The sequence below is a fragment of the Actinosynnema sp. NPDC037264 genome (assembly GCF_055603705.1).
Map to the genome: position 1 here is coordinate 47,083 of NZ_JBVJVK010000033.1, position 13,694 is coordinate 60,776.

Below are 13,694 nucleotides of genomic sequence, written 5' to 3' on the forward strand. Positions count from 1 at the left end.
GGGGGGCAAGTGGTCTCAGTGGGTGCGGTGGCCGCGGAGGGAGCGGCTGCCGGCGTATTCGGCTTGTGAGCCCAGCTCCTGCTCGATGCGGATCAGTTGGTTGTACTTGGCGGTGCGGTCGGAGCGGGACAGGGAGCCCGTCTTGATCTGGCCGCAGTTCACCGCCACGGCGAGGTCGGCGATGGTGGAGTCCTCGGTCTCGCCGGAGCGGTGGGACATGACGACCGAGTAGCCGGCGCGGAAGGCCGTGTTGACGGTCAGCAGGGTTTCGGTGAGGGTGCCGATCTGGTTCACCTTGACCAGGATCGAGTTGGTGATGCCGAGGTCGATGCCCTTGCGCAGCAGGTCGACGTTGGTGCAGAAGACGTCGTCCCCGACCAGTTGGCAGCGGTCGCCGAGGGTGTCGGTGATCAGCTTCCAGCCGTCGAAGTCGTCCTGCGCCATGGCGTCCTCGATCGAGACGATCGGGAACTTGTCGACCAGTTCGGCCAGGTAGGCGACGTGCTCCTCGACCGACCGCTTGAGGCCCTCGCCCCGGTAGTCGTACACGCCGTCGGCGTAGAACTCGGAAGCGGCGGGGTCCAGCAGCAGCGCCACGTCCTCGCCGGGGGTGTAGCCGGACTTCTCGATCGCGTCGACCACGAAGGACAGCGCCTCGTCCGCGGAGTTGAGGTTCGGGGCGAAGCCGCCCTCGTCGCCGACGTTGGTGTTGTGGCCGGCGTCGTGCAGGCTCTTGCGCAGGGTGTGGAAGACCTCCGAGCCGACCCGCACGGCCTCCTCGAAGTTCTCCGCGCCGATCGGCGCGATCATGAACTCCTGGAAGTCGATGGCGTTGTCGGCGTGCGCGCCACCGTTGATGATGTTCATCATCGGCATCGGCAGCACGTGGGCGAACACGCCGCCGACGTAGCGGTAGAGCGGCTGGCGGTGCGCGGCCGCGGCGGCCTTGGCCACCGCGAGCGAGACGCCCAGGGTGGCGTTGGCGCCGAGCCTCGCCTTGTTCGCGGTGCCGTCCAGCTCGATCATCGTCTGGTCGATGACGGCCTGCTCCTCGGCGTCCAGACCCTTGACCGCGTCGGCGATCTCGCCGTTCACCGCGGCGACGGCCTTGCGCACGCCCTTGCCGTGGTAGCGGGACCGGTCGCCGTCGCGCAGTTCGACGGCCTCGTTCGTGCCGGTCGACGCGCCCGAGGGCACCGCGGCGCGGCCGAGCGAGCCGTCCGCCAGTTCGACGTCGACCTCGACGGTCGGGTTGCCGCGGCTGTCCAGGACCTGTCGTCCCACGACGCGCACAATCGCGGTCATGTCGCTCCTCAAGGCAGGTGTATCGGTCAAGACACATCCTGCACCGACCCGGCCCCGTCGAGCCACCCCGGCGGGTGGCTAGTTGCCGGAGACGGTCTCGGTGACGACCAGGTGGGGTTCGACCTCGACGCGGTTGCGGCCGTGGCGCTTCGCGCGGTAGAGGGCCATGTCGGCGGCGGCGAAGAGCTCGTCCAGCTTGGCCGGGCCGGCGGCGACGCCGATGCTCACGGTGGGGTGGCAGGCGGCGCCCAGCACGACGGTCCAGTCGTGGCCGTCCACGGCGGCGCGGATGCGCTCGGCGACGGTCGGGCCCACTTCGACGGTGCTGCCGTCGGCGTCGCCGAGCAGGACCACGAACTCGTCGCCCGCCCACCGGGCCACGAGGTCGGCGGCGCGGCACTCGCGGCGCAGCAGTTGGGCGATCTCGCGCAGGGTGGCGTCGCCCGCGGCGTGGCCGGCGTCGTCGTTGACGCCTTTGAAGCGGTCGACGTCGACGAGGACGAGCCAGGGCACCCGGCCGCGGGCCGCGGTGCTCTCCAACAGGCCCGCGGCGGCGCGCTCCAGGCCGAGGCGGTTGGCCAGGCCGGTGAGCGGGTCGCGGGCGGCGGCTTCCTGGGCGGCGACGGCCAGGCGTTGGGCCTGGACGGCGACGCGGCGTTGTTCCAGCGCTTGGCCGAGTCCTTCCTGGAGGGTCTCGGTGGCGGTGCGGCTCGCCGCCACGGAGCAGCGCAGCGCGGTGGCCTCGCCGACGTGGTCGCCCATCTCGGCGCAGATGTCGGCCAGGTCGAGGGAGAACCGCAGGAGCAGGGACGGGTCGTTGATGGACTCCGAGGCGGCGACCGCGCGGCTGGCGAGGGTGCGGGCGCTGACCAGGTCGCCCTGTTCGCGGCGGACCACCGCGAGGACCCAACCGGCCACGGCGGACGCCCACTTGTCACCGGCCTCCTGGGCCTGGCGCAGCGCCTCTTGGGCGTTCTCCTCGGCCTGGCCCAGCTCGCCGACGCCGGCCAGCGAACGGCTGTACGCGGCGAGCAGGGCGCGCCGCATCTGCTTCTCCTCGGCCAGGTCGAGGCCCTCTTTGAGGTAGCCGCGGGCCTCTTCGAAGATCGCGCGGGCCCGTTCGGGCGGTGAGGAGATCGCGCGGAAGTTCAAGGTGCCGCCCAGGCCCTGCAGGCAGTGGCCCAGGACCTCGACGGCGGACGGCGAGCGCTCGGCGGCGCGGCGGGCCACCTGGACGGACAGGCGGAGCATGTCCACCGCGGCACGGCGGTTGCCGATGCCTTCCAGCAGGTAGGCCAGGGCGTGCATCGCCTGGGCGGCGGCCGGGTTGTCGCTGTGCTCGCCCTCGAGGTCGGTCCAGCCCTCGGCGGCCAGCTCCAGCGCGAGCGGGATGCGGCCCAGGCGCCAGGCGAGCTTGGCGCGGTTGACCAGCACGGCGGAGCGCTGCCAGCGGTCGGCGCCCGGTGGCACGCGGCTCACCACCTGGTCGAACAGGGTGTTGGCCTCCGGCAGGCGGCCAGCGTTCAGCAACGCCTTGACCTCGAGGTCGAGTTGCGGAACCTGTCCGGCTACCAGCCGATCTCGCTGCTCCACTCGTGCTGACACTCCATTCCGACTCGGCGATGCGGTACGCGGTGACCGCTCGCCGCCGGCACGGCTACCACAGGCTACCGGCCCGAACGCCGGGTGTACCGCTCCTCGTGGAGCACTGCCTCCAGGGGCAGCCGGTTGCGCCAGCCGTGCCGCTCCAGGTCGGGCGTGTCCGGCAGGCACTCGACGGGGCCCACGCACAGCCAGGCCACCGGGCGCAGGGGCGGCGGGATGTCGAGCATCCGGCGGAGCACGTCCTCGCGGTAGAAGCTGACCCAGCCGACGCCGAGGCCCTCGGCGGTGGCGGCCAGCCACAGGTTCTGGATGGCCAGGCACACCGAGTACAGCCCGGCGTCGGCGATGGCGTGCCTGCCGAGCACGGCGGGCGAGCCGCGGTCGGGGTCGTAGGTGACGACGATCCCGACCGTGGACTCCAGGATGCCCTCGACCTTGATCCGGGAGAACAGCTCGGCCTGCCCGGCGTCCAGTTCGGAGGCGAAGACGCTGCGCTCGGCGTGGACGTGGTCGCGGAACGCGCGGCGGGTGTGCTCGTCGCGCACGACGATGAAGTCCCACGGCTGGGACAGGCCGACGCTGGGCGCGGCGTGCGCCGCGGTGAGCACCCGGCGCAGCACGTCGGGCGGGATCGGGGCGCCGGTGAACTCGCCCCTGGTGTCCCTCCGGCGGTGCAGGACGTCGTAGAAGCTCATTCGGACGATCGTGCCTCACGCGTTCCGGTGAACCTGACCGGGAGAGGGTGGCGTGCGTCTCAGCTCGGCGTTGAATGGCCGGTCATGGTCGGAACGGTGCACGGGTCCGCGCTGGGTTTCGCGGGCGGAGTGGTGGTGACCGCGCTGGCGGGGAGCTGGCCGGTGTTCGCCCTGCTCCTGCTGGTGGTGGTCGTGGTGGTCGTCTCGTGGTGGACGACCGTGCTCGGCGCGGCGCTGACCGCGGTGCAGTGCTGGGGCCTGTACGGGAGCTTCGTCGTCGGCGAGGAGGGGCTCCTGGTGGCGGACTGGCCGGCGTTGGCGGTGCTGGCGGTGGCGGGCACGGTGTCGCTGAGTGGACTGGTGCGCGACCGCTCCGCCATGGTGGATTCCGCGGTCGGTTGACCTTCACCCCGGGTGAAGCCGCACGGTGGTCCCAGCCGGGCCGTCGGGGTCCGGCCGGGGGAGGGGTCGTGCAGCTGCTGACGATCGGCGCGTTCGCGCGCGCCGCCCGCCTGTCGCCGAAGGCGTTGCGCCTCTACGACGAGCTGGGGCTGGTGACGCCGGCCAGGGTGGACCCGAGGTCGGGCTACCGGCTGTACTCGCCGGACCAGCTCGAGCGGGCCCGGCTGGTGGCGTGGTTGCGCCGGCTCGGGATGCCGCTGGCCCGCATCCGAGGGGTGTGCGAGCTGGCGCCGGCGGACGCCGCGGCCGAGGTGCGCGCCTACTGGGCGCGGGTCGAGGCCGACACCGCGGCACGGCGGAGCCTCGCCTCCTTCCTCGTGGAACAGCTCTCCGGGAAGGACACCACCATGACCGTCGCGCTCAGGTACGCGGTGCGGACCGACCGAGGACTGGTGCGGGACTCGAACCAGGACGTCGGCTACGCGGGCGAGCGGCTGCTGGCCGTCGCCGACGGGTTCGGCGCCCGCGGCGAGCCGCTCAGCTCCATGGCCATCGACACGCTCGCCCCGCTGGACACCGCCATCCCCGCGGGCGAGTTGCTCAACACGCTGGCGGACGCCGTGCACCGGGCCGGCGCGGCGGTCGGCGAGTACCTGTCGGCCAACCCCGCCGACGAGTGCAGCGGGACGACGTTGACCGCGCTGGTGCTGTCCGGCTCACGGCTCGGCCTCGTGCACGTCGGCGACGCGCGGGTGTACCTGCTGCGCGGCGGCCGGCTGTTCCGCATCACGCACGACCACACGGTGGTGCAGTCGCTGATCGCCGAGGGCCGGCTGACGGAGGAGGAAGCGGTCAGCCACCCGCAGCGGTCGATGCTGCTGCGCGCCCTGCACGGCAAGGCGGTGGAGCCGGACCTGGCGCTGCACGACGCGCTGCCCGGCGACCGGTACCTGCTGTGCTCGGACGGCCTGCACACCGTCGTGCCCGAAGCCGACGTGCGGGACGTGCTGGCGTCGGAGCGCGAGCCGGAGGAGGCGACGCGGCGGCTGGTGGAGCTGGCCAACGCCGGTGGCGGGCCGGACAACGTGGTGTGCGTGGTCGCGGACGTCGTGCCGGGCTAGCCGATCGGTCCCTGGGTCTCGCCGTCCGGGGACTCCCGCCACTGGTCGAACGGCCGGTCCAGGCGCCACGCCCGGCCGTCGTGGGTCAGGACCCGGTCCTCGCACGTCTCCAGGTTCGACAGCGACTCGAACAGCTCGATGCTCCACCCGAACAGGCGGCGGCACAGCAGCCGGATGGTGAGGCCGTGCGAGACGACCAGGACCGTGCCGGGGTGCGCCGGGTCCCGCATCCGGGTCTCCAGGTCGGTCAGGAACGCGGCCAGGCGGTCGTCCACGTCCGCGCCGGACTCGCCGTTGGGCAGCCGGAAGAAGAAGTGCCCGAACGCGTGCCGCTGGTGCTTGAGCACCTCCTGCCGCACCGGGTCCTGGAGGTTGCCCCAGTCCTGCTCGCGCAACCTCGGCTCGGCGACCGTGCGCTCCAGCTGGTCGCCGAGGCCGAGGTTGCGCAGGGTGGCCCTGGTCCGCACGTACGGGCTGACGTACCCGGCCGCCCGGTCGCCGCCGAGGAGCTCCTTGATCCGCGGCCCGGCGGCCCGGGCCTGCTGTTCGCCCAGCTCGGTCAACGGGAGGGCGTGGTCGGGTATGCGGCAGTACGCCAGCTCGTCGACGTTGCCCAGGCTCTGTCCGTGGCGCAGCAGGATGATCCGCACCGCTCCATGGTGCCGGTGTTACATTCGCAGGCGAAACCGGACGGAAGGTGTCACATGGTCAAGTACGTCGCCCTGTACCGGAAACCGGCCGACGTCGAGGCGTTCGACGAGGCCTACTTCGCGTCCCACCTGCCGTTGGTCGACCGGACGCCGGGCCTGCTGCGCGCCGAGGTGGCGAAGGTCTCGCGCGTCTTCGCGCCCGGTTTCCTCGGCGAGCACGAGCCGCACGTCGTGGCCGAGATGTACTTCGAGTCCGCCGAGGCCATGAAGGAGGCCTTCCGCTCGCCCGAGTGGCAGGCCGCGGGCGCGAACCTGGCCGAGATCGGCGGCGTCGAGCTGGTGGCGATGTTCGCGGCGGAGGTCGTGGACCGGTGATCGCGGTGGTGATCGGCGGCGGCACGATGGGCGCCGGTGTCGCCCACCTGTTCCTGGCCGGCGGGCACGAGGTGGTGCTCGTCGAGGCGGGCGCCGACCGGGCGTCGGCCGCGCGGCGCGCGGTGGAGGCGTCGCTGGCCAAGGCGGCCGACCGGGGCAGGCTGGACGCCGTGCCGCACGAGCTGCTCCAGCGCCTGACCGTGGTCGAACGGCTCGACACGCGGGTCGGGCGTGGTGCCGCGCTCGTGGTCGAGGCCGTGCCGGAGGACCTCGGGCTGAAGCGGCAGGTGCTCGGCGACGCCGCGCGGGCCTGCCCGGACGCGGTGCTGGCGTCGAACACGTCGTCGTTGTCGATCTCGGCGTTGGCCGAGGGCCTGCCGGGCGAGCGGGTGCTGGGGATGCACTTCTTCAACCCCGTGCCCGTGCAGCAGCTGGTCGAGCTCGTGCACCACCCCGGGGTCGCCGCCGACGTGGTGGCGCGGGTCCGCGGGTGGGCCGAGGAGCTGGGCAAGACCGTCATCGAGGTGCGGGACGCGCCGGGGTTCGCCACGTCGCGGCTCGGGGTCGCGGTCGGCATGGAGGCGATCCGGATGCTCGAGGACGGCGTCGCCTCCGCCGAGGACATCGACACCGGCATGCGGCTCGGGTACGGGTGGCCGATGGGGCCGCTGCGGCTGACCGACCTGGTCGGGCTGGACGTCCGGCTGGCCATCGCCGAGCACCTGGCGGCCGAGCTGGGGCCGCGCTTCGAGCCGCCGGCGTTGTTGCGGGAGAAGGTGGCGGCCGGTCAGCTCGGCCGCAAGACCGGCCAGGGGTTCTTCACCTGGTGAGGAGGACGGCGTGCGGATCCGCGAGCTGACCCAGGACGACGTCGGCGAGGCCGACCGGCTGCGCCGGGTGGCGTTCGGCGGCATCGGCGAGCCGTCGTTGCGGCCCGGTCGGCGAGGGCTGCTCGCCGAGGTCGACGGGCACGTCGCCGGCCTGCTCACGATCAAGGACTTCCACCAGTTCTGGGGCGGCACGACGGTGCCGATGGGCGGGGTCGGCGGCGTGGCCGTCGACTCCTGGGCGCGGGGGCGCGGGGTGGCCGGGGCGCTGCTCGACGCGGCGTTGCGGGACCTGCGCGAACGCGGGCAGGTGCTGTCCGCGCTGTACGCGACCGTGCCCGCGGTGTACCGGTCGCGCGGGTGGGAGCGGTCGGGCGTGTTCGAGTGGCTGGAGTTCCCGCTGGACCGGATGCCCGCGGGCGCGCGGGCCGCCACCCGGCCCCTGGTCGAGGGCGACCTCCCGGCGGTGCAGGCGTGCTACCTCGACGTCGCGTCCACCGTGGACGGGCTCGTGGACCGCAGCCCGCCGACCATCGCGGTGGACGACCTGCTCAAGGAGACCGTGGTGTCGGTGGTGCCCGGCCACGACGGCGAGGTGCGCGGGTACCTGGCCGCCGAGCGCGACGCCGACGGGCTGCGGGTGCACGACCTCGTCGCCCGGGACGTGGCGACCCAGCTGGGGCTGCTGCGGGAGCTGGGCGGCTGGGCCGGGGTGCTGGACCGGGCCCGGCTGCTGGTCACCGACCCGGCCGTGACCGGCCTGCTGACGAACCAGGCGATCGAGCACACCGTGACCACGTCCACCTGGCTGCTGCGCGTGGTCGACCTGCCGGCGGCGGTGGCGGCGCGCGGCTGGCCGTCGGCGGCGTGGCTCAAGCCCGCCGCGGTGGACCTCGACGTGGTCGACGAGCACGCGCCGTGGCACGCCGGGCGGTGCCGCCTGGTGGTCGAGGACGGCGCGGTGCGCGTCGAGGCGGGTGGCACCGGCGCCGTGCGGCTGCACGCGCGTGCGCTGGGGCCGTGGTTCAGCGGGATGCAGAACAGCCACGCGCTGCGCCGCGCCGGGCTGCTCGACGGTGACGGCGCGCTGCTCGACCGGGTGGTCGGCGCACCTGGCGTGCCGCGCCTGGCCGACTACTTCTAACCTGACCAGCCGTGCTGCTCGCCGCGCTGGAACTGGTCGGCATCGCCGCGTTCGCCGCCTCCGGGGCGGTCGCGGCGGTGCGGGCCCGGCTGGACGTGTTCGGGGTCATCGTGCTGGCGCTGACCACGGCGTTGGGCGGCGGGATCATCCGGGACGTGCTGCTGGGCGTGCACCCGCCGGCGGCCTTGGTGAGCCGGCCGTACCTGGCGGTGGCGGGGGTCACCGGACTGGTGGTCTTCTGGTTTCACCCGACCGTGGCGAAGCTGTGGCGGGCGGTCCTGCTGCTGGACGCGATCGGGCTCGGCCTGTTCGTCACGGCGGGCACCACGACGGCGCTCGGGCTCGGCGCCCCGCCGTACGCGGCGTGCCTGGTCGGGATGACCACGGGCATCGGCGGCGGCGCGCTGCGCGACGTGCTGCTGCGGGAGATCCCGCTGGTCCTGCGCCGGGAGATCTACGCGGTGGCGGCGCTGTGCGGGGCGGTGGTGGTGGCGTTCGGCGACTACCTCGGCCTGCCCGCGGTGCCGGTGACGCTGGTCGGGTCGGCCGTGATCGTGGGCCTGCGGCTGCTGGCGCTGTGGCGTCGCTGGAACGCCCCGGTGGCCCGCGACGGGCCCGGCGCGTGACGGGGCGCGAAAACTTGACGGGTAGCTCACACCGGCTTCTCAGGCGGCTCTCAGGACCAGCGGCAAGACTGACCGCATGCGCATCCTCGTTGTCGACGACGACCGGGCCGTGCGTGAGTCGCTTCGTCGCTCACTGCAGTTCAACGGCTACCAGGTCGACCTTGCCGGCGACGGCCAGCAGGCCCTCGAGTCCGTCGTCTCCCAGCGCCCCGACGCCATGGTGCTGGACGTGATGATGCCCCGACTCGACGGGTTGGAGGTGTGCCGCCGGCTGCGCAGCACCGGCGACGACCTGCCGATCCTCGTGCTCACCGCCCGTGACGCGGTGTCCGACCGGGTGTCCGGGCTCGACGCGGGCGCCGACGACTACCTGCCCAAGCCGTTCGCGCTGGAGGAGCTGCTGGCACGGCTGCGCGCGCTGCTGCGGCGGGCGGCTTCGGACGCCGAGGAGCCCGCGGGCGCGGTGCTGCGGTTCGCGGACCTGGAGCTCGACCCGAGCACCCGGGACGTGCGGCGCGGCGAGCGCCCGATCAGCCTCACCCGGACCGAGTTCGCCCTGCTGGAGCTGTTCCTGGCGCACCCGAAGCAGGTGCTGACCCGCGGCCGGATCCTCGAGGACGTCTGGGGCTACGACTTCCCCACCTCGGGCAACGCGCTGGAGGTCTACGTCGGCTACCTGCGCCGCAAGACCGAGGCGGAGGGCGAGACCAGGCTGCTGCACACGGTGCGCGGTGTCGGCTACGTGCTGCGGGAGACCCCTCCGTGATCGGTGCCGCCAACGGGCGGCTCCAGCGGGTGTCGCTGCGGGCCCGGGTGACCCTGCTGGCCGCGTTCTGCGTGGCCGGGGCCGTCGCGGTCGTGTCGCTCGGCGCGTACATGACGGTGAGCCAGAACCTGCACGACCAGATGGACTCCAACCTGCGGCAGCGCGCCCAGGCCGCGGTGAACGCGCCGAAGGTCAACAACGACGTCACCGAGATCCCCGGCGCCTTCCTGGCCGCGGGCGACATCCGGATCGGCGTGCTGGACGTGACCGGGCAGATCCTGTACCCGAAGGGCACGGTCGCGCCGCCGACCCAGCCCGCGGACCTGGACGTGGCGCGCGGGTCGCGGCTGGAGAACATCTGGACCGACCTGCGCACCGACTTCCGGGTGATCGCGGTGCCGTACGGCGACGGCCAGGCGATGCTGATCGCGCAGTCCACCAAGCCGTTGAACGTCACGCTGGGCAAGCTGTCCGTGGTGCTGTTCGTGATCAGCGGGCTGGGCGTGCTGGTCGCGGCGGCGGCGGGGACGGCGGTGGCGCGGACCGGGCTGCGGCCCGTGCAGCGGTTGACGGAGGCCACCGAGCGGGTGGCGTTGACCGGCGACCTGCGGCCGATCCCGGTGTCGGGCGACGACGAGCTGGCGCTGTTGTCGCAGCGGTTCAACGCGATGCTGGGCGCGGTGGCGGACTCGCAGGAGCGGCAGCGGCGGCTGGTCGCGGACGCGGGGCACGAGCTGCGGACGCCGTTGACGTCCATGCGCACGAACCTGGAGCTGCTGCTGGCCTCGGAGCGGCCGGACGCGCCGACGTTGTCCGACGAGGACAAGGCGGAGATCAACGCCGACGTGCGGGCGCAGCTGGACGAGCTGACCACGTTGATCGGGGACCTGGTGGAGCTGGCGCGTGAGGACGCGCCGCAGGTCGTGCACGAGCCGGTGGACCTGGTCGAGGTGGTGGAGCGCGCGCTGGATCGCGCGAAGCGCCGTGCGACGGACGTGGACTTCGTGGTGGAAGTGCAGCCGTGGTCGCTGCTGGGTGACTCCAGCGCGCTGGAACGTGCCGTCCTCAACCTCCTGGACAACGCGGTGAAGTTCAGCCCGGCGCGCGGCGTGGTCCGCTTGTCCCTGAAGCAACTGGGCGACGGCAGCGCGGTGGTCGAGGTGGCCGACTCCGGTCCGGGCATCGCCGACGCCGACCTGCCGCACGTCTTCGAACGCTTCTACCGCTCGTCCGAGGCCCGCACCCTGCCCGGCTCGGGCCTCGGCCTGGCCATCGTGAAGCAGGTGGCCGAACGCCACGGCGGCCTCGCGTACGTCGGCCGCGCCCCGGAGGGCGGCGCGATGTTCACCATCCGCCTCCCCGGCCGCCCAGAGCCTGTCGTGCCGCAGTCGGTCGCGGGGTTCTGAGGGGCAGGTCCGGGTTCGGCGGACCTGCCCGGCGCGGTCAGGACAGGGCGGCGAAGACCATCGGGCGGGTCGACGCGGGCCGGTACTGCGTCGTGACATTCTCGTTCGGGCCCCACCAGTGGCCGGTGGGCACGTCGTCGGACCCGGTGCTGATGAAGATCCAGCCGCGACCGACGCCGGTGTACTCGGTGGCGCCGACCCGGCGCGTGTCCGGGAACAGGTGGACCGGCGACCCGGCCCACGTGCTGGGCACGCCGTGCGGCTCCTTGGTGCTGTCGATCACCGGCACGGCGTACTCGCGGGTCGAGGTGTCGCCGTCGCGGTTGTAGAGCTGCGGCGTGCCGGCGACCACCATCACGTCACCGGTCGCGTCACCGGTGCCGCCCGCGGAGTCGAGGTACTCGACCGCGATGACGTCGCCCTGCGCCAGGCTCGGCACCGTCGTCTTGACCGTGAAGTGGTCGGCGCCGGCCTGAAACCCGTCGTGGTACTGCGCGGAGGTGGGGCTGGTGCTGCCGAACTCGGTGGTCAGGTAGCTGTCGGTGGCCCACGCGAACGCGTGCCGCAGGGCCAGGGTGAGCAGGGGCGCGCACTTGGTCTTGCTCTCGTACGTCGTGGGGCCGCCCGGCGTGCCCCACACGGCGGTCGACGCGCCGTCCGGGTGCCCCAGCTCGCCGGGGTAGTGGTTGTAGGTGTCCTGGTCGGGCCAGGGCAGGGAGTTCAGCTCGGCGGCCAGCTCGTCCACCTCGGCGTAGAGCGTGGCCGAGGTGGCCTGCGCGGGCGGTGCCGCCGCGAAGCCGACGGCTGTCGCGGCGGCGCAGGCGACCAGGATCCGACGGGCGAGCATCGGGACGTCCTCTCGACGGGGGTGGTGGGTTCCTCGGACAGGGATCACCGCCGGGGGACCTGGATACCGCCGCGGTCGCGGACCACCCCAACGGCCTAGCCCTTGGTGGAGCCCAGGGTCAGGCCGCCGATGAACTGGCGTTGCAGGGTGAAGAAGACGACCAGGGTCGGCAGGGCGACGAGGAGGGAGCCGGCGGCGACCAGGTTGTTGTCCACGAAGAACGTGCCCTTCAGGTTCTGCAACGCCGACGTGATCGGCATCTTGTCCCCGGTCTGGATCAGGACGAGCGCCCACAGGAAGTCGTTGTAGATCCACGTGAACTCCAGCGTCGCCAGAGCCGCCAGGGCGGGACGGCACAACGGCAGGATCACCTGCCAGTACTGCCGGAACACACCCGCGCCGTCGACGCGCGCGGCCTCACCGAGCTCGTGCGGGATGGTCTTCATGTAGTTGCTCAGCACGAACACGCAGAACCCCGACTGGAACGCCACGTGGATCAGCACCAGCCCCAGCTGCGAGTCCAGCAGCAACCCGCTGTCGCTCAACCACGACGGCAACGGCGTCAGCAGGTACAGCCGGTACAACGGCGTCACGATCACCTGCTGCGGCAACAGGTTCCCCGCCGTGAACAGCACCAGCAGCACCAGGTTGAACCTGAAGCTGTACCGCGACACCCCGTACGCCACCATCGAGCTGAGCAGCAGCACGAGCACCACCGCCGGCAACGTCACGATCAACGTGTTCAGGTAGTAGTGCGGCAGGTCCGCCTGCGTCCACGCCGACGCGAAGTTGTCGAGCGTCAGGCTCTCCGCGATCGAGAAGTACCCGTTGCGCGCCGTGTCGTCGTACGTCCGCAGCGACGCGTACAACGCCCACAGCAGCGGGGCGAGCGTCGCCAGGCACGTCAGGACCAGGAACACGTGCAGGGCGATGCGCGCCGGTCGGAAAGCGAACGTCACGTCCGGTCCTCCTCGCGGAACACCTGGAACAGGTAGGTGATGATGAACCCGAGCGAGATCAGCAGCAGGACCACGGCCAGCGCCGAACCCCACCCGATCCGGCTCGACTCGCCGATGATGTTGTCCGTCACCAGCACGGACAGCAGCTCCAGCCCGTTGCGCCCCTTGTTGATCACGTACACGATGTCGAACGCCCGCAGGCCCTCGATCACGGTGACCACGAGCACGACCACGTTCACCGGCTTGAGCACCGGGAACGTCACCCGGAAGAACGTCTGCCACGCGTTCGCGCCGTCCAGCGCCGCGGCCTCCTTCAACGCCGGGTCGACCGACTTCAGCCCGGCCAGGTACAGCAGCATGATGTAGCCGGTGTGCCGCCACCCGGCCGCCACCAGCACCGCGTACAGGTTGATGTCCGGATCGCCGAGCCAGTTCACCGGGTCCGACGCGGCGGTGCCGAGCACGTTGTTCAGCAACCCCTGCTCGGGCTGGTAGATCAGCTGCCAGATGAACCCGACCAACGCCAGCGACAGCACCATCGGCAGGTACAGCGCGCTCTGGTAGATCCGCCCGAACCGCAGTTGGCGGTCCAGCAGCACGGCCAGCAGCAGCCCGGCCACGGTCGGCACGACCAGCAGGAACAGCAGCCAGATCAGGTTGTGCTGGAGCGCGGGCCAGAACCGGGGGTACCGGGTGAAGATGTCGACGTAGTTCTGGAAGCCGACCCACTCGATGTCGGCGAACCCGCCGATCCCGTCCCACGAGCTGAACGACAACCCGACCGAGCCGAGCGTGGGCACCCACACCAGCGCGACGTGCGCCAGCGACGGGATGCCGAGCATCAGCCCGAGCACGAGCTTGTCGCGCGGGGCCAACGCGGTGGCGCGGCGACGCCTGCCGCGCCGGGACGTCGGGGAGGGGGCCGACGTCCCGGCGGGCTCCGGTGGGGACTGCAGGGCGGTCACG

At 72.4% G+C, this 13,694-nt stretch carries 15 protein-coding genes; 8 read left to right on the forward strand and 7 right to left on the reverse strand.

Translation table 11 applies throughout. The annotated features are described in order from the left end of the window. Positions 1–15: 15 nt before the first annotated feature. The 3 genes from eno to bluB all read right to left on the reverse strand — a co-directional run bounded on the left by eno (position 16) and on the right by bluB (position 3,605). Complete coding sequence (gene eno / locus ACZ7GX_RS29280; RefSeq protein ID WP_498781266.1) at positions 16–1,305, reverse strand: phosphopyruvate hydratase; 1,290 nt, start codon at positions 1,303–1,305, stop codon at positions 16–18. 78 nt (positions 1,306–1,383) lie between these two features. Further along, a complete protein-coding gene (locus tag ACZ7GX_RS29285) occupies positions 1,384–2,898 on the reverse strand; it encodes a GGDEF domain-containing protein (protein WP_498781268.1) in 1,515 nt (504 codons plus the stop codon). 74 nt (positions 2,899–2,972) lie between these two features. Continuing rightward, complete coding sequence (gene bluB, locus ACZ7GX_RS29290; RefSeq protein WP_498781269.1) at positions 2,973–3,605, reverse strand: 5,6-dimethylbenzimidazole synthase; 633 nt, start codon at positions 3,603–3,605, stop codon at positions 2,973–2,975. A gap of 84 nt (positions 3,606–3,689) precedes the next feature. Between bluB and ACZ7GX_RS29295 the strand changes: the two genes are divergently transcribed. Further along, positions 3,690–4,007, forward strand: a complete 318-nt coding sequence (locus ACZ7GX_RS29295; RefSeq protein WP_498781271.1) for a hypothetical protein — start codon at positions 3,690–3,692, stop codon at positions 4,005–4,007. A 68-nt stretch (positions 4,008–4,075) separates the two neighbouring features. Next, positions 4,076–5,128 (forward strand): MerR family transcriptional regulator, encoded by a 1,053-nt coding sequence (locus ACZ7GX_RS29300; protein WP_498781272.1) that lies wholly within the window; start codon positions 4,076–4,078, stop codon positions 5,126–5,128. Here ACZ7GX_RS29300 and ACZ7GX_RS29305 read toward each other — a convergent pair. Beyond that, complete coding sequence (locus tag ACZ7GX_RS29305) at positions 5,125–5,778, reverse strand: histidine phosphatase family protein (protein WP_498781274.1); 654 nt, start codon at positions 5,776–5,778, stop codon at positions 5,125–5,127. The genes ACZ7GX_RS29300 and ACZ7GX_RS29305 overlap by 4 nt on opposite strands. Before the next feature lie 54 nt (positions 5,779–5,832). Between ACZ7GX_RS29305 and ACZ7GX_RS29310 the strand changes: the two genes are divergently transcribed. The 6 genes from ACZ7GX_RS29310 (at position 5,833) to ACZ7GX_RS29335 (ending at position 10,922) form a co-directional block, all read left to right on the forward strand. Further along, entirely contained in the window at positions 5,833–6,153 is a 321-nt protein-coding gene (locus tag ACZ7GX_RS29310; RefSeq protein WP_498781275.1) for an EthD family reductase, read from the forward strand. Next, positions 6,150–6,983, forward strand: coding sequence for a 3-hydroxyacyl-CoA dehydrogenase family protein (locus ACZ7GX_RS29315; RefSeq protein WP_498781277.1), 834 nt, complete (start codon positions 6,150–6,152; stop codon positions 6,981–6,983). The genes ACZ7GX_RS29310 and ACZ7GX_RS29315 overlap by 4 nt, the downstream gene beginning before the upstream one ends. A gap of 10 nt (positions 6,984–6,993) precedes the next feature. After that, positions 6,994–8,124 (forward strand): GNAT family N-acetyltransferase, encoded by a 1,131-nt coding sequence (locus tag ACZ7GX_RS29320; RefSeq protein ID WP_498781278.1) that lies wholly within the window; start codon positions 6,994–6,996, stop codon positions 8,122–8,124. Positions 8,125–8,135: 11 nt separating this feature from the next. Further along, the gene (locus ACZ7GX_RS29325) at positions 8,136–8,750 is read left to right on the forward strand and encodes a trimeric intracellular cation channel family protein (protein WP_498781280.1); all 615 of its coding nucleotides are present in this window, start codon (positions 8,136–8,138) and stop codon (positions 8,748–8,750) included. A gap of 76 nt (positions 8,751–8,826) precedes the next feature. Beyond that, positions 8,827–9,516 (forward strand): response regulator transcription factor, encoded by a 690-nt coding sequence (locus ACZ7GX_RS29330; protein WP_230572782.1) that lies wholly within the window; start codon positions 8,827–8,829, stop codon positions 9,514–9,516. After that, complete coding sequence (locus ACZ7GX_RS29335; RefSeq protein ID WP_498781282.1) at positions 9,513–10,922, forward strand: sensor histidine kinase; 1,410 nt, start codon at positions 9,513–9,515, stop codon at positions 10,920–10,922. The genes ACZ7GX_RS29330 and ACZ7GX_RS29335 overlap by 4 nt, the downstream gene beginning before the upstream one ends. Before the next feature lie 37 nt (positions 10,923–10,959). Here ACZ7GX_RS29335 and ACZ7GX_RS29340 read toward each other — a convergent pair whose 3' ends face one another. From ACZ7GX_RS29340 to ACZ7GX_RS29350, 3 genes are all read right to left on the reverse strand, one after another. Continuing rightward, positions 10,960–11,769 carry a hypothetical protein gene (locus ACZ7GX_RS29340; protein ID WP_498781283.1) on the reverse strand — a complete coding sequence of 270 codons (810 nt, stop codon included), beginning with the start codon at positions 11,767–11,769 and terminating at the stop codon, positions 10,960–10,962. Positions 11,770–11,864: 95 nt separating this feature from the next. Then, positions 11,865–12,728 carry a carbohydrate ABC transporter permease gene (locus ACZ7GX_RS29345; protein WP_498781285.1) on the reverse strand — a complete coding sequence of 288 codons (864 nt, stop codon included), beginning with the start codon at positions 12,726–12,728 and terminating at the stop codon, positions 11,865–11,867. Further along, positions 12,725–13,693 carry a carbohydrate ABC transporter permease gene (locus ACZ7GX_RS29350; protein WP_498781287.1) on the reverse strand — a complete coding sequence of 323 codons (969 nt, stop codon included), beginning with the start codon at positions 13,691–13,693 and terminating at the stop codon, positions 12,725–12,727. Before ACZ7GX_RS29350 ends, ACZ7GX_RS29345 begins: the two co-directional genes overlap by 4 nt. Position 13,694 lies beyond the last annotated feature (1 nt).

Coding starts and splice junctions, on each gene's coding strand:
- eno (WP_498781266.1), bottom strand. CDS start 1,305: ATGACCGCGATTGTGCGCGTCGTGGGACGACAGGTCCTGGACAGCCGC.
- bluB (WP_498781269.1), bottom strand. CDS start 3,605: ATGAGCTTCTACGACGTCCTGCACCGCCGGAGGGACACCAGGGGCGAG.
- ACZ7GX_RS29295 (WP_498781271.1), top strand. CDS start 3,690: ATGGTCGGAACGGTGCACGGGTCCGCGCTGGGTTTCGCGGGCGGAGTG.
- ACZ7GX_RS29310 (WP_498781275.1), top strand. CDS start 5,833: ATGGTCAAGTACGTCGCCCTGTACCGGAAACCGGCCGACGTCGAGGCG.
- ACZ7GX_RS29330 (WP_230572782.1), top strand. CDS start 8,827: ATGCGCATCCTCGTTGTCGACGACGACCGGGCCGTGCGTGAGTCGCTT.
- ACZ7GX_RS29340 (WP_498781283.1), bottom strand. CDS start 11,769: ATGCTCGCCCGTCGGATCCTGGTCGCCTGCGCCGCCGCGACAGCCGTC.